This window comes from Arthrobacter sp. 10T425 (genome assembly GCF_056393985.1).
The window spans coordinates 139,332-159,200 of record NZ_JBFTGZ010000001.1; the positions used below are offsets into that span (position 1 = coordinate 139,332).

The following is a 19,869-nucleotide window of genomic DNA, read 5'->3' on the forward strand; positions in this document are numbered from 1 at the left end:
GCCCACGAAAGCCTGCCGCCGATGCGCTGGACTCCGACTATGCACTGAGTGTATAGATGGAGGTGTGAACAACTCTCTTGCCCTCCTCGGGCTGCTGAGCCGGGAACCCAGCTATGGGTACGACCTGAAGCATTCCTATGACCGCTATTTCGGCACCCAGAAACCGTTGGCATTCGGGCAGGTGTATTCCACGCTGGCCCGGATGTTCCGTGACGAGCTGATCATCGCCTTGGGCGAGGAGAGCGGCGGCGGTCCGGACCGCAAGAAGTATGAGGCCACCGTTGCCGGCAGGGACAAGGTGCGGCAGTGGCTCTTCACCCCCGATGTGCCCTCCGAAACCCTGCAGAGCGAGCTGTTCGCCAAGACCGTGGTCGCCTTGCTGCTCGACGACGACGCCGACCGGTTGTTGGATGCGCAGCGCGCCGAGCACATGGCCCGGATGCGCGAGTTGACCCGCCTCAAGCGCGACGCCGACCTGCTGCAGGTGCTGATGTGCGACTACGGCCTCTTCCACATCGAGGCTGACCTGCGCTGGATCGAGCTGACCAGTGCCCGGCTGTCCCAACTCCAAAAGGAGCTCCAGAGCGCATGAGCACGATCGAGACCACTGCACCCATCCTCAGCGCCCGCGGTGTCCGCCACGCGTTCGGACAGACCGAGGCGCTGCGCGGTATCGACGTCGACGTTCACGCCGGTGAGGTGCTCGCGGTCATGGGCCCGTCGGGGTCGGGTAAGTCCACCCTGCTGCACTGCCTGGCCGGCATCCTTGCCCCGGACGGCGGCGCCGTGGCCTATGCGCCCCGCGGCCAGGAGCCTGTCAGTATCAGCGGACTGGGTGAGGCTGAACGGTCCCGGCTGCGTCTGACCGACTTCGGCTTCGTTTTCCAGTTTGGCCAGCTGCTGCCCGAACTCACGGCGCTGGACAATGTCAGCCTTCCCCTGCTTCTGGGCGGTACCAAACGGGCCGAAGCACGCCGGCGCTCGCAGGAAGTGCTCGAACGGCTCGGGCTGGACGGATGCACTGCCAAGCTGCCGGGGGAGCTCTCGGGAGGCCAGGCCCAGCGGGTGGCCATCGCCCGTGCCCTGGTGACCTCTCCCGCAGTCTTGTTCGCCGATGAACCCACCGGGTCCCTGGATTCCCTGGCGGCCGAGAACGTCCTGACGCTGATGCTGGACCTTGTCCGGGAAGCCGGCACCACCGTAGTGATGATCACCCACGACGCCCGGACCGCCGCATATGCCGACCGGGAAGTGATCGTGCGCGACGGAAGCGTCGCTGCCGGCCACCGGGTGCCGGCATGAACCCGGCACTCCTGAAAATAGCGCTGCTGGGCAGCAGGTCCTCCTGGGGCCGGATGGCCGGTGTAGGCGGCGGCGTGGCGATCGGCGTGTGCCTGGTGCTCTTGCTATGGAGTGCGGCGAACGGTCTGGCCCAGCGCGACGCGCGGGGCGCCTGGCTCCGCGAGCTGGGCCAAACCTCGGTCACCCTTGCGCTGGCAGCCGACGGGCTCACCGCCAGCGGCCGTCCGGAACCGATCCCGTTGACACCGGACAAGATTCTGCTGGGATTCCCGGCGGATATCTTCCGTGACCAGCTCATCAGTCATCGCGACGTCGCCGCGCTCCCCACAACCACCGTGAAAATTCCGGGCATCGAGGCCCCGCCGGCACCGGGAGAGTACTACGCCTCGCCCGCCCTGCAGCGACTGATCGAATCGACTCCGGCTGAGGAGCTGGGGGACCGGTACGGGCAGTTTGCGGGCGTCATCGACGACGCCGCCCTCCCGGGCCCCGATGCCTTGGTGGTCATCACCGGCGTTACGGAGGCCCGGCTCCGGCAGGGTCCGGCGGCAATGTTCGTCACGGACTTCACCACCAATCCCTTCGGCGAGAGCGCCAGCCTGTACCGCACGGCGCTGCTGGTCGGCGGAATCGCGGTGCTGTTCCCGGTGCTCCTGCTGGTCAGCATCGCGACAGGCCTGGGCGCGGCACAGCGCCGGGAACGCTTTGCCACCCTTCGCCTCATCGGCGCGTCGCCGCGGCTGATTTCAGGAATGGCGGCCGTGGAGACCGCCATCCCCAGCCTGGCCGGTGCCCTGCTCGGCGTCGTCATGGCGGCTGTGTTCGGGCCGGTCGCAGCCCAGATCCCCGTCAACGGCACCAGAGTGTTCGTGGCGGATTTCACCTTCGGCGCGGAATCTGCGCTGGCCGCCGTCGTGCTCGTGGTGGCTGCGTGCGCGCTGGTGGCCGCGGGGCGCACTGCCCGGACGGGCATTGGCCCGCTGGGAGTTACACGGGCCGTGCATGAGAAAGCGCCCACGCTGTGGCGGGCCGTGCCGTTGCTGGCCGGCCTGGCGGGCATGGCCACAGGCGCCGTTCTGGCCAGGATCGACACGGACGGCAACCCGTGGACTTCTCCGCTGCTGCTCGGCGGCTTCGCGCTGACCGCCGCCGGCATCGTCACCATCGGCCCGTGGCTGACCCGGATGGCCAGCACCATCGGCCTGCACCAGGCGCGCAGCGCAGCCTCGGTCATCGCCGCCAGCCGCATCAGCAGAACGCCCGTTGCCACCTTCCGCTCCGTGTCCGGGCTGGTCATTGCCGTCTTCATGGTCTCCGTCTTCGCCGGAGGCGCCAGCGCAATTGAAACCGCTGAACCGCCTGAGGCCCGTCCGGGATTGCTCCTGCCCACCAGCGTCTACGCGCTCGTGGCGCCCGGACACGCTGCCGGCCAGGTGTCGGCCGCTGCCCAGAGGGCTGGGGAACGTGCCGGAATCCGCGACGTCACCATCGGCTACGCCCCTGCTGCCCCCGGCCCGACGGGCATCGATGACATATACATCGCGGCCGGGGATGCACCATCACTCGGGTTCCCGGAGAGCCGGGCAGAGCACCTTGCGGCCTTCGATGCGTCGTTCTTGAATTCCTGGACCACCGCGCCGGTCCCGCTCACGGCCGCGCCCGTCCAGAGCCTGGCCGGCCTGGCTCCGGTGGTCATGGTAGCCGGTACCGACGGGACACCTGCGGCGATTGACCGGGCGCGCACGGCCTTGAATACGTCGGGGGTCACTGCCACGCCCGCCACCTCCCGAGCGGACACCGCAACGACGAGCAGCGCCCGGCTCATCCAGGGGCTGGCGGCCCTTGCCTACCTCGGCGCCTTTGTCGCCGTAGTCATCGCCGGCATTTCGCTGGCCGTGTCCACGGCTGCCGCGATCCTGGACCGAAAACGCGTGCTGGGCCTGATGCGGCTGATGGGCATGCCCGTTGAAGTTGTTCGCGGGATCATCGCAAGAGAGGCCGCGGTTCCCCTTGTGGCAGTGCTTCTGCTGTCAGCCGGGCTCGGATTCTTCGTGGCCTGGCTGATGGTTATCTCATTTGGCGGGGGCCGGAACATCACCTGGCCCGGCCCCGGATACTATGCCGCGCTGTCCTTCAGCATCCTGCTCGCGCTGGCGGCCGTGACGGCTACCTTCGGACTCGTCCGCGCCAATACCGCCATCATGGCCACCCGATCCGAGTGAAAACACGGACCTGGCTTTGGGCCTTCCCCGCTTTTAGCCCTCGCAGTCCGTGCAGTAGATATCGGTGCCGGACCGCCGGGCGATCTGGGAACGGTGCCGGACCAGGAAACAGGAGCTGCAGGTGAACTCGTCGTCGGCCTGCGGGATGACCTGGACAATCAGCTCTTCGGCGATGAACTCGCCGCCGGGGACTCCGGCCCCGTCCAGCCCGTCGGCCTCGTCCAGTTCCTGGACGACGCTGCGGGCGTCCGGTGCGTTGGCGGACTGAAGTGCTTCCAGGGAGTTTTCCTGGGTTTCCTTAACGTCCGAGCGGACTTCGTCGTAATCGGTTGCCACGTGGCTTGTTCGCTTTCTCGAGTCTTAACTAGGCTAAGTGCAACGTACGGCACCCCGCGGTTGTTCCGCAGGCGAGGCCAGAATCCACGCCGTGCGGCGTTCGCCGGCCACGCCGTGGGCGCGGTGCCGGGCGCCGCCGCAGTTCGGGCCTAGGATCAACGGCATGATGCAGGGACCAATCGACGCCGCCGACGGGAAGAACTCGCTCAGCGTCGATGCTGGGATACTCGAGAGCGTCTGGCGCCCGGGTTCCTTTGTGGACGCCGAAGATGCCAGGGACGCCATGCTTGCCGTGGACCGGATCAGTGGCGGGACGCCGATGCCAATGCTCTCCGAGATGACCGACGTGGTGTTCAGCGCGGCGGCCAGATACCAATTCGCACAGAGCAGGGGCGTGGTGGCCATCGCGGTCCTCGGATCCAGCACAGTCGACAGGGTGATCGCTTCCGCCACGAGCCGGGAGACCAAGTACCCGCACGAGTTCTTTACATCCAGGACCGACGCAATTGCATGGCTGAAGGAAGTCATCCAGAGCCGCGATTAGGAATTGCCACAGGGCCTGGCACCGCAATCAAATCCGCTCCCGATCCGAGACAGACCGGTCTTTCCCGTTGTAAAGTGTCTTCACGGTCTTCCGCCCCCGCTGGCTCCAGGAATGTATGCAGGGCTCTCGGGATCGTGGCCGGTTCCGGGCTCTGCCGGAACGGGAACAAAGGAATCGCCAATGTCCATTGACTTGTCGTCCCGTGCGGAACCCTCACACGGACACACGCCCACGGACGCGTCGGTCAATGGGCCGGAGGACAGCTGGGCGCGGGGGATACGCCTGCAGGCCACCGAGATCATCGCCGAAGTGCTGTCTGATTCTTCGCCGGGGCAGGCCCGTGCACGGGAGCAGCTGTGCCGTTTGCTGCAGGCCAACCCGGGCCGGCCGGAAGCAGCGCTGGCGGAACACCTGATCGCCCTCCGGGAAGAAACTGCCCGGGACCGCCGAACCAACCTGACACTCGTCAAGGACGAAGGGGCGGCGGAAACGCCCGCACAGCCCCCGACATCAGGCGCCGGACGGTCGACCGGGCGCCGTTCAGCCGCCCGCCAACCCCTGCTGCATCACCGTCCCATCGAGCGCGTGCGCTATGGCCGCGCGGATGCGGGCGTGCTCGGAGGCTTTTCCGGGGAGGGAGCCTAGACCGGGCGGCCAGCTCGACAGGCTCACGGTTCGCGACGATTCGCGGCAGCCCGGCTCCGCGGCAACAGGAATCCGACGGCAACAAGCCAGAGGAGGCCGCCGAACCGCCCGACGGGCAGCAGGAACTGGAGCGGCTCGATCACCATGGAGAGGAAACTCAGTTCGGACAGGGCGGCGATGACCAGGCCGGCCCAGGCCAGCCAGCGCGGCACGAAGCGCAGGATGAGGGCGGGGACGGCGATTCCGGCGATGAGGAGTCCCAAACCGACGACATAGGCGACGCCGCCCGTGATGAATGCGAGAAACGACAATGCATGGGTCAGCGGCACATCCGTGGTGATTTCCGGGCGGCTCAGGACCCACCCCACGGCGGCCGAGAGCATGAGGAAAACCGAGGCGGCAATGCCGCCAAAGAAGCCGATTGCAGGCCCGGGGACGCGCACGCCAAGCCGGAGCTGCCGGGCGTAAACGGTGGCCGCAAAGATGCCGAGCGGGACCGCTGAGCCGAATTGGAACAGGCTGGCGAGCCGCACGGCGTCGGTGTTCCCGTGAAAATATGCCGCGACCTGGCCGGCGGGGGAGAAGGGCGAGACGTAGGCCTGCCCGTTGGTGAGCATCGCGCTGCTGAGCAGGGCTGCGATCGTGAGTCCCAGACTCACGGCCGCCAGGATGCCCGGGTTGGGGCCGCCGGATCGCGTCGAGGGAGCAGTGTGGTGGGAGGACAGGTCAGTCATGATCGCTTCTTTCCGATAATTACGTCACAACTAAAATGATTCACCTCTTGAATGATTCTGTCAATGGCGTAATATTGGGGCATGGACTCACCGGATCCGCCGCGGCCGAGGCGAACCGCCTTCCTGCTGTCCCAGCTCGGGGCGCTGGCATCGGCACGCTTCGCCGAGCGCACGCGCGAACTCGGCCTGACCCCAAGTGACGCGGGTGTCCTCCGTCTGCTCGGCCGCAGCCCCGGACTGAGCCAGCGGTCCCTGGCCGACCGCCTGGGCGCGGTGCCGAGCCGCGTTGTTCCCCTCATCGACTCCCTGGAAACGCGAGGGCTGGTGGCCCGCGTGCGCAGCAGCGCCGACCGGCGGAACTACGAGCTCCGGCTGACGGCCGAGGGTACGAAGGTTCTCGGAGCACTGCGCGGAATCGCCGAACGGCACGAGGCCGAACTCCTGGCCCCCCTGACCAGCGAACAGTCTGCGCAGCTGGGGATCCTGCTGGCCAGGTTGGCCAGCGCCCATGCCCTCGACACGGACCTGCATCGGGACACGAGGCCGGAATGAACCCGGCGTGCCGGCCGGTTCTTCGAGGCGATAGCCGTCCTTTTCAGCCGGCGCGCAGTGTGGGATCATCCCGGTATGGGCGAAAATACTGAACCGCGGGTGACCTTGCCCTCCGGCCCCGAGCGCCTGAAGGGCACGCATCACCGCGACGTTGATGGCTACGGAAATCCGATCACGCAGCAGCTGCGCATCATCGGTCAGCGGCGCCGCGAAGCCGAAGAAAAGCTCGGCCGGCACCTGCAGGACGCACGCAAGAGCCACTGAGCGCGGCATGGGCGATGGTAAAGGCAGGCACCCGTGGGGTGCCTGCCTTTCCTTTCCGTGCCCGTCTACTTGGCGGCCACTGCGAACGGCGACGCCTTCTCGGGCGCAGCCACGGGCCCTGCCGCGGCTCGGAACGGGTTGCAGATCCTTACAGCCAGGCGGGCGGACTTTTCCGCGGACCGGGTCCGGGATTTCAGTCGCCTCCGGGCCCAGCTGGTCGAACCCGACTCGGAACTCGCGCTACGCATTTCCGGAATTTCACCCGCAGCGGGTGAGGCCCATGCCGGGCCTAATGCAAACAATGGTCATACCCTCCAAAGGGAGGGCTATGGGACAGGCCGTCCCGGAAACGAGAACGCATCTTTGAGAGCAGGAAAAGCAAATGAGTTTCCGGGAAAACTATTGGGATTTTTTGACGGAACCAAGAGCCGGGTGCTGGTCTGACGGCGTTCGCGCCTCGAAGTACGTTTAGGCAGCCGTGCGCGGATCCTTCCAGGACGCGGAAACGTTTGCCTTGCTCCTGCTGGCGGCCCACATACTACTCGTGACCGTCGCAGCTGTCCTCGTGTCGATGAATCGCCGTCCATCCTCTGCCATTGCCTGGGTGCTCGCCATAATTTTCATACCGATCCTTGGTGCCGTCGCGTATTTCTTTGTTGGTTACTCGAAACTGCCCAAGGCGCGCAGGGACAAACAGCGCGAAGTCAACGCTCTGGTCCTGGCCCGGACTGAAGGCAGCCCGTTCATTAGCCGCGGCCTTGATTGGCCGGAATGGCTGCATTCGGCGGTGGTGTTGAACAGCAACCTTGGGGCCCTCCCTATGGTCTCGGGCAACAGTGCGACCCTGTTGGGCGAGTACAACGGAGCTTTCGATGCCATGATCGCTGATATTGATTCGGCCACAAGTTATGTGCACGTGGAGTTTTACATCCTCGTGCTGGACGCAACGACAGAGCCGTATTTTCAGTCGCTGGCCCGGGCACGACGGCGCGGCGTTGACGTGCGGGTTCTGTCCGATCATCTGGCTGGCCTGAAGTTCCCTGGCCGGAAAGAAACCCTGGAGTTCCTCCAGGAGATAGGGGCGGAATATCGCCCCATGCTGCCGGTGCGGCCGTGGCGTGGCGAATGGCAGAGGCCGGACCTGCGCAATCACCGGAAGATCTGCGTCGTCGATGGCCGCGTGGGATTCACGGGGTCCCAGAACCTTATCGACGCGAGCTACGACACGAAGAGCAACCTGAAGCGCGGGCTTCAGTGGCACGAACTGATGATGCGCGTTGAAGGACCAGTGGTCCGGGAGCTGGATGCGGTCTTCGCGACAGATTGGTACAGCGAAACGGGTGTGATCCTGCCACTGGATTCCAGCGCCATAGGCGTCAGTCATCATTCTGCACTCATCGACGCACAAGTCCTGCCCAGTGGCCCCAGCTTCGACAACGACAACAATTTGAAGCTCTACGCGACGCTTATCCACAAAGCTGAGCGTCGCGTCAGCATCACCAGTCCATACTTTGTCCCGGACGAATCCATCCTCATGGCTATTGTCACGGCAGCTGCGCGGGGGCTAAGCGTCGAGCTCTTTGTTTCCGAGGTCGGCGACCAGAGCATGGTCTATCACGCGCAGCGTTCGTATTACGAAGCACTGCTTCGCGCCGGCGTCAGGATTTACCTTTACCGGGCGCCGAAGGTGCTGCACTCCAAGCACTTCACTATCGATGAGGAAGTTGCGGTGATTGGGTCCAGCAACATGGATGTGCGTTCCTTCAGCCTCAACATGGAGGTATCCGTACTTGTGCACGGGCGCGATTTTGTGGACGCAATTCGCGGGATCGAAGACGGGTACCGCGTGGAAAGCCGCGAGCTGCAGCTCGAGGACTGGATCCGGCGGCCCGTAGCCCAAAAAGTATTCGACAATCTGGCGCGCCTGACCGCGTCTCTTCAATAGGGAACAGGTTCAGAGCCGACGGCGCTGCAAACACCGAGGCCATGGCCCGGAAACCCCCGGACGTGCTCAGGCTCAGTCGGTGCTACCCGGAGGGCCGGTATTCCTGGGCCGTAAGGTGCCAGACGGCTCCGGTGGTGCTGACTATCAGCGCGTATGTCCCCGGAGCCAGGCTGATGCCGATCGCCCCGGCGCCGGCCTTGGCCAGGGACAGCACGGTGAGGGCCGGTCCTTTCACGGGTTGGAGATAGGCAATGGCGGCCCCGGTGAAGGTGTACTCGATGTGAAGCCTGCCGGTGAGGGTTACGAGTGGGCCCGGGGGTTTTGTGCCGGAGGCCTCCGCGACGGTGACCCATTCTTTCACCGGGGGCGGCGCGGCCGGATGCAGCAGTGCGTTCATCGCGGCAACTGTGGCGCTGACAGTCCTGGTGACGGGGGCGGCGCTGACGCAGACCACCGCACCGGCGAGGGTGACGACCAGGACAGTCGAGGCCAGGCGCAGGCCGCGTCGCAGGGAGTTGGTCCCGGCCAACGGCATGGATGCCCCGTCGGCAGCGTACTCATTGGTGATCCGGAATAGGTCAATGAGCCACCAGATGCCGGCGCCGCCCAGCGTCAACAGCTTCAGGGTGCCGGTAAACGGCTTGTGGAGGTAGAACCTGTCCGCGCCGCTGAAGCCCAGGAACAATGACAGCAGCCACGCCGTGCGCAGGGAACGCATCGGCGGCAGGTCACCGTCGAAGACAAGCCCGTACTGCTCGGTTATGGGCACATTCCCGAGTCTGGAACAGCCACGTCCGGATGTCCACGGTCATGCGGTGTGCGCTTGCGACATGCACCGTCACGGTCCGTCCTGCGACTCGCGTTCCGGAGGCATGGTCGCTGCGGTGGCCGAAGCCGGTTCCGCCGGACGTTTTCCGATGGCACTCCAGCTGGTGAGGAAGTCGAGCTGGCAAAGAGGGCGCGGCCCGAATGCCTGAAGTTATGGCCCGGTTGCGGGCAGGACACTCAGTCCATCGAATAGGGTCGGGGCATGACCTTGAGCTTGGACGGCCCGCCGGACATTCGTGAGCAGGAATGCTCCTGTTGCGCATGTCTACCGGAGGGACACGTCGAAGAGCCCCTGGACCGGGCGGATGACACACGATGGCGCCAGTCCGGGTTTTTGGACAAAGGTCCGTAAACGCCTGGAAATACGCCGTTAGCCAGCGCCCGGTCAGTCTCTTAGGATCCCACCCGCGGAGAATGCGCCGAACCGTCGGCTCTTCATGACCGGATATTCTCGGGTCGAAGCTTATGAAGGCCCGGTCACCATCAGAGCTTCAAGTGCGCTGGAAAGTTCGTCACGCAGTCCTGTCAGGTCCGGGCAAGTCCCGGGATCGGCGATTGTGGTGATGGTCAGCGTGCCGGCGTAGGAGAAGACTGCAAAGGCAACCGTTACGTTACCGCTGATCGCTCCTAGTGGAATGATCCCGGTTACCGGCCTGCCCGCGATCGCCAGGGCGCGTTCGGGCCCCCGCAGGTTCGTGACGAATGTATGGACAAGGTGTTGGTGGTCTATGACGAAGCGGTAGGCGCCAAGGTGCGCTGCGGCCCGGGATATGGGGCCGATGATTGCAGTGGAGGCCCCGGGAGGCCGCTGCTTGACACTCCTCATCGTTGCGGCAACAGTTGCCACCCGGCCCTTGGCCGGACCGACCGCGGGAACGGTCACCGGGATGATGCCGCTCCGGTTCCCCAGATAGGTGATTGTCGTGTGGCGGCGTGCCGAAAACAGCACAGAGATGACGAACTCTTCGACATATTCGCCCCGTGCCAGGAGCAGGCGGTGCAGGGCGGTCGCGACGGCGGTGAGGATGAGATCGTTGACGGTCGCTCCCTGCATGTGCGCGGCGTCTCTGACGGCCTCCATGTCGCAGCGGAGGACGGCAAGCGTCCGTTGCGGACCTGTCGGGCGGTTGAGTGAGGTGCGGGCAGCCCGGGGTTTGCCCGTCTGCCGCAGTTCGGAGGCTCCGGCGGCTGCGGTCCGCAGTGCGGCCGGCAGCCGGGCCAGTGCGTTGAATCGGCTCCTTGCAGCATCAAGGGCCAGGTAGAGCGCCGAGTATGGAATCTCTGGCTCCCGGCGACCGTTCCACCCGGCTTCCGCGGCTGCCAGGGCCTCCAGGACCGCGAGACCCCCAATTCCATCCGTGAGGACATGATGGAAAACGAAAACAAGCGCTGACCGGTCCTGGCTTACGCCGGTGATGAGCTTGGCTGACCAGAGAGGACGGTCACGGGACAGCGGCGCAGCGAGCATTTCGGCTGCAATGTTGAGCACGGCTTCCTCACCAACGGGCGCCGGACAGGCGATCACGCCCAGATGGTGTGCCGGATCAAAGCCGGAATCATCCGCCCAAATGGGCCGCCCGCAGCCGAAGGGGACAGAGACCAGCCGCTGGCGCAGCCGGGGGACAGCGCCGAGCCGACGCGCCAGTGCTTCCAGGAGGGGTGCCGAATCGTCGCTGCCGTCCGTGCTGAGCATGAGGATGGCCCCGACTTGCATTGGCGCTGAGCCGATGTCCGCGTCCAGGGACATCATGTCCTCGGCGCTCACCCGGTCAACATGTTGTCTTGGCGTCATTTTCGGTCCCCGGAACCAGATCTCTGAATTCTCTGCACTCCTGGGAGGGAAGAAAACAGCAACCCACAAGTTGCTGAGCAGAGACAGCCTGCGACCCGACGTGGTCGTCATGTCCTCACTGTTGGGTCTTTGGGGCCCAGACGCTAGGGCAGAACGTCCCGCTTGCCCGCCATAGCCGAAGAGCCACCAGCGGCGCTGGATGATTTGGAGCAACGACGGCGGCAGGCTCCCGCCGCTAGGACGCTTTCGCGCTGGTGGTACCGGGGCCGGCGTTGACTGCTGCCGCCACCAGGCGGTCGAAGCTGGCGGTTCCGTTCTCCGGAGGCACAACCGTGAACACCGCAACCCATTTCTCGGGGGCATGTTTCTCCAGCGTTGACGCCCGGGCCACATGCAGGTTCAGCCCGGGTACGCCGCTGACAAGGAGCGGAAGCTGCTCGCCGGTCTTGGTCATGTGCCGGAACTGCCTGACCGACAATTGGTCACCCGGGCTGCTCGTGACCTCTGCGAGGGTGTCATTGATCCTCTTGGTCAGCCCCCGCATGAAGCGCTGCTGGGCCATGACCGTGCGCACCGTCAGAAGCGCGGCGAAGAAGAGGGTGAACAAAACCAGCGCACCGAAACTTCTGAGGAAGGGCAGAAAGATCATCAGGAACAGGCACAGAATCAGCCCCAAAATACTCGACATGATGAACTTGAAGACGGGGTTTTCGCCCGGTTTCTTTGACCAGCGAACGAGGGCGACGATGTCCTTCCGGGGCTGATCGCGCCGTGAAATTTCCATGATTAGTACCCCTTCACTTCCATGAGCGCTTCGGCCAGGATGATTGCCTCGCGTGCTTCCTTGAGATCGCCCAGCAACCCCATATCGGGAATGGCTCCTTTGGCCGCGGTGGAGCCGGCGATTTCGGAAAAGATGCTGCTCAACTTTTCGCGGTCCTGTGACAGCATCCGGGACGACGTCAGCTTAATTCTGCTCAGCTCAAGCTCCAGCAGTGACTTGTCGATGGCCTCACGACGCCCTTGCATGACCGCCAGCTTCTCGGTGACACGCTGGACATGGCCGCGGAGCATTGATTCCATCTTTCCTGCCACGACGTGGAGCTCGCACAGCGCGGTGTACGACTGCGGGGACCCGGAGTGAACGGCGAGCTGCTCACCCACGTAATGGCGCCGTCGTTCCCATTTCCGGACGGCGGACTCAGATGGTCCCAAGAGGAGGGAAACGGCTGCCAGTGCTTTGTCCAGCGACGCGGCCCGGGTGCTCAGGCTGCTGGTGGCGGCGTCCAGCCTCGACAGGAACGCGTCGTAGTTGTCGTGGGGCTGGGCGCTATCGGGATTCATGAGCCACCCGCGCGCGGTGGCGCGATTCCCCTCGCCGGAAATTGGCCCCGTCTCCCATGGCAAGAGGATAGAGGCTCCGGGCCCCGTTGGCATAGAGTGCGGTTTTGGATCCGGAGCATTTCGGGCCAGTGTCAGCGACACAGCGCACCACTAACACCGGGGAAGCACGGCGTGCGGGTCGTCGGGGGCGTGCGGCTCGCGGAGGGCGTCCGGGTCATGGACTCCGGCGGCGCCGGGAAGGGGGCGGTGGGGTAGTAACGGGCGACCTGTCGCATGTAGTTCGCCCACTGCGGGCCGGCGAGCATGTAGCCGTCAATGGCCTTGTAGAACTTGCCGTTGATGGTGATGTTCTGCCCGGGCCTCTTCTGGCCCTCCAGGGCGTCGCCGAAGAAGGAAGCCGTAGCGAGGCCGCTTGTGTAGCCCACCACCCAGGTGGCGCCATTGGTATTGGACGTGCCTGTCTTGGCCGCGACCGGGAACCGCTCCTGGACCTTGGGCTTGATGTAAACGCCGGACCCGCGTTTCAGCACGTCCTGCAGCACGGCGTTCACTCCGCGGGCGACCTCGGGCTTGATCGCCTTGTGACAGGAGCTGGTCTCGGCCGGCAGTTTCTGTCCCGCCGCGTCGTTCACTGCCGAAATGGCAATCGGCGTGCAGTAGGTTCCGTCGTTGGCAAAGGTGGCAAACGCGTTGGCCAGATGGAGAGGCGCCACGCCAATGGCGCCCAGCAGATTGCCCAGCTGGTGCATGTTGATTTGGGCGTTGTCCACGCCGCTGTGGAGCCCGGCGGCATCGACCATCTTCTGGATGCCGCAGAAGTCGAGTTGCGCGGCCTCGGCGAAGGTGGCGGTGTTGATGGAGTTATACAGCCCGTAGTCCACGCGCATGCGGCGGTAGTACCCGGCGTCGTTGTTCTGGAGGTCGTCCGCCGCGCCGAGGCTCTTCTGGCTGGTGCTGTAGGCCCCGAGCACCCTGCCGCAGCTTGATCTCCAGCGGAACCCGAGCGGATAGGAGCGCCGGGACGCGTCCACCATGGCGGAAAGGGATTTGCCCTCGTTGAGCCATTCGGCAAACGTGAACGGTTTCATGGTGGAGCCGGGCTGGAACCCGCCGGCGCCGTTGAGGTCGTTGCCGTTGGCGTCCTTGGAATCGACGTTGAAGTTCAGTTGCGTGTCGAATTTGCCAGGTGCCGGGAGAAACACGGTGTTTTGCGCCATCGCCAGGATCTTGCCGGTGCCGGGTGCGATGGAGACCATCGCGGCGCCCCACTTGTCCGGGTTGGCCCCGGCCGTGGCATCGACCTGCGCCTGCGCGGCCACTTGGAGCCGGCTGTCCAGGGTGGTGGTGATGGTCAGGCCGCCGCGGAACAGCTTCCGCTCGCGTTCGGCAATATCCGCGCCGTAGGCCGGATTGTTGAGAATGAGGTGGGAGACGTAGTCGCAGAAGTACGGTGCCATTTCCGCGCCGGCGCATCCCTGCCTCCCGGGGGTGATCTTGAGATCCACCGGGGCGGCCACGGCCGCTTCGTGCTGCGCTTGGGTGATGGCGCCATAGCTGAGCATCTTGGCGAGAACCTGGTTGCGCCGCTGGACGGCGTTTTCCGGATGGACGTCAGGATTATAGAAGCTGGGGCTGTTCACGAGGCCGGCCAGCAGGGCAGCCTGCGGCAGGGTGAGGTCCTTGGCAGTGGTGTTGAAGAAGTAGCGGGACGCAGCTTCGATGCCGTAGGCGTCCCGGGCGAAAAACACGATGTTCAGGTACCCCTCCAGGATCTGGTCCTTGGTGTATTTCTTCTCCAGTTCGACGGCGAGCCTCATCTCGCGGATCTTGTCGGCCATGCTCTTTTGCCCGTTGAGGACAATCTGGTCGCCCTTGTCCGCCGACACGAGGGATTCATTGAGCACGTTGGTGACGTACTGCTGGGTCAGGGTGGAGGCACCCTGCCTTCCGCCGTTGGTCAGGTTGGACACCAGCGCCCGGAGAATCCCCTGGGGGTCAATGCCGGCATGTTCGTAGAATCGCCGGTCCTCGATCGCGACGATCGCGTCCTTGATGTACGGGGACATTTGGTCGAGCCGGACCTTCACGCGGTTTTCAGCATAGAAGGTGGCGATCGGTTTCCCGTCGGCGGTGAGCACCCTGGTCGATTCCGACGGCGGATCAACAGTCAGTTCCGAGGGGAGGCTGTTGAACAATTTGATCGAGTCGCTGACGGCGACGCCGGTCGCGGCCACGGTGGGCACCAGAAGGCTGGCGGCCAGGACGCCGCACACCGCGCTCGCCGTCAGGAACCCGAATAGCCTCCACAGGGTCGTGGCTACTAGGGATCCGGTGCTTTTCCTGGGCGACATGCTGCCTGGACAGGCTAGGTCAATGAGTCGATGGCGACGGTGATCGCCAGGAGGAGCGGGACGTCCTCGCCGCCCGCGACTTCGACGCCGTAGGACTCGCGCACGCGGAACCACTTCTTGGAGATCGTGGCGACCGTATGACCGTCGCGCTCGATCTCGTACTCGTGGTCGACGATGTTGCCGTGCGCCTTCATGTCAGGGCCGTCCTTCACGTCGATCGAGAAGCGGTCGCGGAGCCCTACCAAGGCCTTGTGGACCGTCGCGGCGGTGTCGCCCCCGCGCTCGATTTCGACCTTGTCCCGGATCGAGAGCTTGCGCTCCTGGATGCGGGCCACCTCGTTTCCCGAGGCGTCCTCCAAAACGAACGTGTCCCGGATTCGGACCGCCTTGCCGTTGACCTTGTAGGCGCGTTGGCCGTGGCTGTCTTCGATCCAGAAGTCGTCCCCGATCGACAGCAGTTTCTCGCGCATCTGAAACCGCTCGCCCATGGGTTCGTCATGCCGGTGCCGCAATAGTCCCATGCCCTGACCATAGGACCGCTCCGCCGGCCGGCACCTCACCCGAACCGGATGGTCCGGGCGGCTGACCTGTCCCCGCTGGTAACCTGAACATCATTGTTTGAGTAGTTGAATGGGCTGGGAGGGCCGGTGCCGGGAGTGCAGAAAGAACGCACCAAGCGGGCGGACGCCGTCCGGAACAAAGATGCCATCATTGAAGCCGCGTTGACACGCCTCAGTGACAATCCCGGTGCAAGCATGGCTGAAATTGCTCGGGTTGCGGGGGTGGGCAGGGTGACCCTCTACGGCCACTTCGCAGATCGGAAGGACCTGGTTGGCGCGGTGTTCGAGAGGGCCATGGACCGCGCCGAGGCCGAACTCGCCGCTGTAGACATCGAGCAAGACACCTGGAACTCCCTGCAGGAGATCGTCCAGTCATCCTGGCGGGTCCTCCATCAATTCAACGCGCTTTTGGCGGCGGCCGAACCATACCTCTCAGCCGACCAAATCAGGGCTCACCACGACAAGCCGCTGGCCAGGGTGATGTCGGTGCTGGAAAAGGGCAGGAGTGAGGGGATCTTCCGTACCGATCATTCACTCACGTGGCAGGCCGCCTGCTTCTACGCCATCCTCCACAGCGCGGCGGCCGAAATCCGGGCGGAACGACTGGATGAGGTCGCGGCGGCAAAGATCCTTCCGTCGACGATCCGGGCCCTCCTGGTCCCGCCGGACCTGCCGGACCTGCCGACCGATAAGTCTCTCCACTAGATCTACCGGGTGCCGCCGTGGCGCAGGAACTCGGTGATCTTCGTTGCCATGGCCTTGGACTGCGTCCAGTGCAGGTAGTGCTCGCCCCCAAGGACCACCAGCTCGTGGCGCCGTACGTTGGCCAGCTGCCGTTCGTGCGCGCCGTACCAGTCAGGCTGCTGGTTCATCGTGTCCTGTGAAAGGAAGTAGAGCACCGGAAGTGCGTCGGGGTAGCGGAGATCCTGGAGCTTGGCGGCATTCTCGCCCATCCGGAGAGTTTCATCAGTGACTGCCGGGTTGCCGAAGTTCCAGCTCGTTATCTGACGCATTTGTTGGCGTTCTGCTGCCGTGAAGCTGCCGCCGCCGGGTTCTCCAAAACCCAGCGCCGTGGCCCAGCGGACCAGGCCTGTGGTCGACGGTGCGTGCGCCCACCAGTAGTCCGCTGCAGGAGCCTCGGCGGGGTCGGTGGTTTCGCCTACGGACATCCTGCTGGCCGGAACGGTGGGGTCGATGCCGATAACGGCGGACACCTCCGCTGGATACTTGTTCGCGTAGTACAGCGTGGAAAAGCCGGCGATCGAGTGGCCCATGAGAGTGTAGGGAGCCCTGATGCCGAGCTTTGACAGCACTTCATGAAGTTCTTCGGCGATGTTTTCAACGGTCCTTGGCCGGGCAGTCATGTCGCTTAAGCCGTAGCCGAATCCCTCAACAACCACTGTTCGGAAGCCGCGCATTTCCCGGACCAGGGGGGCAAAATCGAGCCCCGGGGCAGGGGTCCCGAGTCCACTGAGCAGCACGACCGTCGGCCCGGTCTCGCCGGTGCGGGTGACATTGATGGTTCCCTCATTGAGGTGAACTTTTTCGCCGTATGCGACCGTGTGGGACTTTTCGATCTCTTCCAGGATGAGATTGGCCGACGTCGAGGCGGCGAGCAAGCCGGCAATGCTCAGCGCCACCACCCCCGCCATGCGCAGGCCCCGCCTCCACCGACGCTTGCGGGGCGGATTGTCCAGGGCTGGGCGGGTAGGGCGCGGCATCATGGCAAGACTCCAGGACGAAGGAACTGAGGTAGGCGGTGCGACGTCTCCGCGCTGGGACCGGTCCGGTCAGGCACTTTTGTTGACCAAATAAATCATACAGCGCTGTTCGAGATAAAGCTCTGGTTGATCATGCCCAAGCTTTTTACAACCCCCGCCCACTAGGGTCGGCGGATGACCTAAGCCCGCGTCTCGACTCATGGCCGCAGCCGGAGCGGACATACTCAAGGTCGCGGAGCTCTCCTCCTCTGACCATCAAACCGCGAGGATCGCCATGAGAATCAACTCCGTTCGCGCAGCCGTAACCACCCTGATCCTGACGGCCGGCTGGTTGGCGGTGGGCCTCCCGGCGCCGGCCCAGGCCGCGGGCACTACGTACTTCGTCAGTGCCTCGGGGAGTGACACCAATCCGGGAACCTCCAGCGCTGCGCCGTGGAAGTCACTGTCGAAGGTCAACTCGATCGTCCTCAAGCCCGGCGACACGGTCAGTTTCCGCAGGGGCGACACCTGGGCCGGAGGCATTGTGACCACCCAGAGCGGAACCGAGGCCGCACCCATCACCTTGATCGGCTACGGGACCGGCAATGCCCCGACGATTACCGGCGGCAAGTCTGGAAACTGCATCAGGATCAACGGCAACTTCACCACCGTTGACGGACTTCGGGGCGTCTCCTGCGGCTACGCGGGCATCAGCGTCACCGGCGACCGCAATACGGTCCGGAATTCCAGTGCCTCCAACAACGCTGTTGGCATCAAGGCGGGGACCGGGTCTGACTTCGGGAAATACACCGGCAACGTCCTGACCAGCAACAACGTCATGAACGTCCTGACGCAGGGCACGAACTGCGGGACACCCCAGGCCGTGAACTGCAATGACGACTCGGGCGCTTCCGGCGTGCTGATCAACGGCAACGACAACGAACTTTCCGGCAACACGGTCAGCGGCTCTACTGCGTTTTCCTACGATTACACCCGCGACGGCGGTTCTTTCGAAATCTACAACGGCAGCCGGAACTACATCCATCACAATGTGTCCTTGGACAACAACAACTTCTCCGAGATCGGAAGGTCCTCCGGGACGGCCGACGGCAACACCTACCGCTACAACCTGGTCCGGTCGACCTGTGGTGCCAACTGTGCCCAGGCCAAGGGCTTGATCGCCCGCGGTGCAGGGACGTCCTTCGGGCCGACGAACGGCACAGTCTTCGAATTCAACACCGTGTATCTGAACGGGCCACAGTCCCAGGCCGTTGTCTGCCATGCGGGCTGCCCTGCATCGACCGTGATCCGCGGCAACATCCTGGCGGGCGTCAGGAACTCCTTATGGATCAACGGCTCGGGTTGGACCGAGAACCAGAACGTCCTCAATGGCCCGGTCAACTTCGTACCGAACAGCACGTCCACCACTGCGTCTGCGCGCTTCGTGAACGCACCGGCCGATCTCCGCCTGACCGGCACCAGCCCGGCCATCGACCGCGCCGGAACGAGCCTGTCCGCCGTCGACCTCGCCGGAAGTCCGGTGCCCCAGGACGGGGACTGCAACGGGACGGCCGCTGCCGATTCGGGGGCCTACGAGTTCGACTCGCCCAGCTGCTGACCCACGTTGCGCCCGCATCCGCTCAGCTTGTGCCGGCGTGGCTCCAGCGCTGCTCGATCCGGCCAAATTTCCAGACGGCGAGCGCGATCAGCCAGATGATGACGAAGAGTCCGACGACGATGTACCCGACGTTTTCGAGGTCCAGCGAACCGATGGCGGCCGCCGGCCCCGATTCGAGTCCCAGTTTGTCCGCCACGAGCCCAAGCAGCACGGTGACACCGACCACCAGCGCCACAATCACCGAGAGCACCGTGACTGTGAGGTTGTAGAAGACCTTGCGGACCGGCTTCAGGAACGCCCACCCATAAGCCCGGGACATGAACACGCCGTCGGCGGTGTCGAAAATGCTCATTCCGGCGGCAAACAGCACCGGGAGGACCAGGATGGCGTACCAGGGCAGGGAGAAGGCCGCGGAACCGGCGGCGAGCACGAGCAGGGCTACCTGGGAGGCGGTGTCGAATCCCAGGCCCATCAGCAGGCCGACGGGATAGATGTGCCATGGCTTGGTGATCCGCCGGATGGTTCCGCCGAGGAGCCTTGCCAGGAAGCCCCGGTTGTTGAGCTGGTGCTCAAGCTCAGCCTCGTCCAGTTCCCCGGTCCGCATCCCGCGGAACACCCGGGCGATGCCGACCACCGAGACGAGGTTCATCAGACCGATCAGGATCAGGAACGTTCCAGCCACGACGCTTCCCACCAGTCCCAGCGTCTGCACCAGCGCCGAGTCCCCGTCCTGCACGGTGCCGGCCATGGCCCTCGCGCCGAGGGCCAGGAGCAGCGCCGCGCCGAACACCACGGTGGAATGGCCCAGCGAGAACCAGAAGCCCACCCCCAGCGCGGCCTTTCCCTCGCCGACCAGCTTGCGGGTGGTGTTGTCGATGACGGCGATGTGGTCGGCGTCGAACGCGTGCCGCACCCCCAGCAGAAAGGCGGTAACGCCCAGCCCCACCCCGTACACGCCGGAGCGGCCCAGCGCGAAGTTCTGCGGAGCCACGGCCAGGGTCAGCACACTCCAGCCGACCACGTTGAGCAGGAGGACGAAGCCGGTGATGCCGGCGAGATGGAACTTGTCCCGGCGTTCCCAGCGACTGGACGTCGCCCGAACCGGCTGCGCTACAGGCAACAAGTTGCTCAT

The 19,869-nt window shown here is 64.8% G+C and carries 20 protein-coding genes; 10 read left to right on the plus strand and 10 right to left on the minus strand.

Features of this window, described 5'->3' with window-relative positions:
• The first annotated feature begins 64 nt into the window (after window positions 1-64).
• From AC1DDH_RS00700 to AC1DDH_RS00710, 3 genes are read left to right on the plus strand one after another with little or no spacing between them, the layout of a single operon-like run.
• Window positions 65-592 (plus strand): PadR family transcriptional regulator, encoded by a 528-nt coding sequence (locus tag AC1DDH_RS00700; protein ID WP_476871671.1) that lies wholly within the window; start codon window positions 65-67, stop codon window positions 590-592.
• Window positions 589-1,302 (plus strand): ABC transporter ATP-binding protein, encoded by a 714-nt coding sequence (locus AC1DDH_RS00705; protein ID WP_476954630.1) that lies wholly within the window; start codon window positions 589-591, stop codon window positions 1,300-1,302. The genes AC1DDH_RS00700 and AC1DDH_RS00705 overlap by 4 nt, the downstream gene beginning before the upstream one ends.
• Window positions 1,299-3,524, plus strand: a complete 2,226-nt coding sequence (locus AC1DDH_RS00710) for an FtsX-like permease family protein (RefSeq protein ID WP_476954631.1) — start codon at window positions 1,299-1,301, stop codon at window positions 3,522-3,524. Before AC1DDH_RS00705 ends, AC1DDH_RS00710 begins: the two co-directional genes overlap by 4 nt.
• 33 nt (window positions 3,525-3,557) lie before the next feature.
• On the opposite strand, the gene AC1DDH_RS00715 is transcribed toward AC1DDH_RS00710, so the two are convergent.
• Entirely contained in the window at window positions 3,558-3,860 is a 303-nt protein-coding gene (locus tag AC1DDH_RS00715; RefSeq protein ID WP_476850076.1) for a DUF4193 domain-containing protein, read from the minus strand.
• A gap of 163 nt (window positions 3,861-4,023) precedes the next feature.
• Here AC1DDH_RS00715 and AC1DDH_RS00720 point away from each other — a divergent pair, with 163 nt between their 5' ends.
• Window positions 4,024-4,404: a DUF7793 family protein gene (locus tag AC1DDH_RS00720; protein WP_476850075.1), complete on the plus strand. Its 381-nt coding sequence runs from the start codon at window positions 4,024-4,026 to the stop codon at window positions 4,402-4,404.
• A gap of 180 nt (window positions 4,405-4,584) precedes the next feature.
• Window positions 4,585-5,049, plus strand: a complete 465-nt coding sequence (locus AC1DDH_RS00725; protein WP_476930838.1) for a hypothetical protein — start codon at window positions 4,585-4,587, stop codon at window positions 5,047-5,049.
• Window positions 5,050-5,072: 23 nt separating this feature from the next.
• Here the strand turns inward: AC1DDH_RS00725 and AC1DDH_RS00730 are convergent, their stop codons facing one another.
• The gene (locus tag AC1DDH_RS00730; protein WP_476930839.1) at window positions 5,073-5,783 is read right to left on the minus strand and encodes a hypothetical protein; all 711 of its coding nucleotides are present in this window, start codon (window positions 5,781-5,783) and stop codon (window positions 5,073-5,075) included.
• An 81-nt stretch (window positions 5,784-5,864) separates the two neighbouring features.
• Between AC1DDH_RS00730 and AC1DDH_RS00735 the strand changes: the two genes are divergently transcribed.
• The 3 genes from AC1DDH_RS00735 (at window position 5,865) to cls (ending at window position 8,544) form a co-directional block, all read left to right on the plus strand.
• On the plus strand, window positions 5,865-6,335 hold the full coding sequence (locus AC1DDH_RS00735) for a MarR family winged helix-turn-helix transcriptional regulator (protein WP_476954632.1): 471 nt from the start codon (window positions 5,865-5,867) through the stop codon (window positions 6,333-6,335).
• A gap of 75 nt (window positions 6,336-6,410) precedes the next feature.
• Window positions 6,411-6,599, plus strand: coding sequence for a hypothetical protein (locus AC1DDH_RS00740; protein ID WP_476954633.1), 189 nt, complete (start codon window positions 6,411-6,413; stop codon window positions 6,597-6,599).
• A gap of 478 nt (window positions 6,600-7,077) precedes the next feature.
• Window positions 7,078-8,544, plus strand: a complete 1,467-nt coding sequence (gene cls, locus AC1DDH_RS00745) for a cardiolipin synthase (RefSeq protein ID WP_476954634.1) — start codon at window positions 7,078-7,080, stop codon at window positions 8,542-8,544.
• A gap of 82 nt (window positions 8,545-8,626) precedes the next feature.
• Here the strand turns inward: cls and AC1DDH_RS00750 are convergent, their stop codons facing one another.
• The 6 genes from AC1DDH_RS00750 to AC1DDH_RS00775 form a co-directional block, all read right to left on the minus strand.
• Window positions 8,627-9,313 (minus strand): TM2 domain-containing protein, encoded by a 687-nt coding sequence (locus tag AC1DDH_RS00750; protein WP_476954635.1) that lies wholly within the window; start codon window positions 9,311-9,313, stop codon window positions 8,627-8,629.
• Between the two features lie 522 nt (window positions 9,314-9,835).
• Window positions 9,836-11,164 (minus strand): wax ester/triacylglycerol synthase domain-containing protein, encoded by a 1,329-nt coding sequence (locus AC1DDH_RS00755; protein WP_476858357.1) that lies wholly within the window; start codon window positions 11,162-11,164, stop codon window positions 9,836-9,838.
• A 235-nt stretch (window positions 11,165-11,399) separates the two neighbouring features.
• Window positions 11,400-11,948 (minus strand): hypothetical protein, encoded by a 549-nt coding sequence (locus AC1DDH_RS00760; RefSeq protein WP_223916845.1) that lies wholly within the window; start codon window positions 11,946-11,948, stop codon window positions 11,400-11,402.
• A gap of 2 nt (window positions 11,949-11,950) precedes the next feature.
• Window positions 11,951-12,508 carry a hypothetical protein gene (locus tag AC1DDH_RS00765; protein ID WP_476954636.1) on the minus strand — a complete coding sequence of 186 codons (558 nt, stop codon included), beginning with the start codon at window positions 12,506-12,508 and terminating at the stop codon, window positions 11,951-11,953.
• A gap of 131 nt (window positions 12,509-12,639) precedes the next feature.
• Entirely contained in the window at window positions 12,640-14,859 is a 2,220-nt protein-coding gene (locus tag AC1DDH_RS00770; protein ID WP_476858359.1) for a transglycosylase domain-containing protein, read from the minus strand.
• A 14-nt stretch (window positions 14,860-14,873) separates the two neighbouring features.
• Complete coding sequence (locus AC1DDH_RS00775) at window positions 14,874-15,380, minus strand: LURP-one-related/scramblase family protein (RefSeq protein WP_476871662.1); 507 nt, start codon at window positions 15,378-15,380, stop codon at window positions 14,874-14,876.
• A gap of 234 nt (window positions 15,381-15,614) precedes the next feature.
• Between AC1DDH_RS00775 and AC1DDH_RS00780 the strand changes: the two genes are divergently transcribed.
• Window positions 15,615-16,124 (plus strand): TetR/AcrR family transcriptional regulator, encoded by a 510-nt coding sequence (locus AC1DDH_RS00780; protein ID WP_476886410.1) that lies wholly within the window; start codon window positions 15,615-15,617, stop codon window positions 16,122-16,124.
• A 2-nt stretch (window positions 16,125-16,126) separates the two neighbouring features.
• On the opposite strand, the gene AC1DDH_RS00785 is transcribed toward AC1DDH_RS00780, so the two are convergent.
• A complete protein-coding gene (locus AC1DDH_RS00785; RefSeq protein ID WP_476954637.1) occupies window positions 16,127-17,143 on the minus strand; it encodes an alpha/beta fold hydrolase in 1,017 nt (338 codons plus the stop codon).
• A 271-nt stretch (window positions 17,144-17,414) separates the two neighbouring features.
• Here AC1DDH_RS00785 and AC1DDH_RS00790 point away from each other — a divergent pair, with 271 nt between their 5' ends.
• Complete coding sequence (locus AC1DDH_RS00790) at window positions 17,415-18,737, plus strand: right-handed parallel beta-helix repeat-containing protein (protein ID WP_476954638.1); 1,323 nt, start codon at window positions 17,415-17,417, stop codon at window positions 18,735-18,737.
• 22 nt (window positions 18,738-18,759) lie between these two features.
• Here the strand turns inward: AC1DDH_RS00790 and nicT are convergent, their stop codons facing one another.
• A complete protein-coding gene (gene nicT / locus AC1DDH_RS00795) occupies window positions 18,760-19,869 on the minus strand; it encodes a Nickel transporter NicT (protein WP_476850063.1) in 1,110 nt (369 codons plus the stop codon).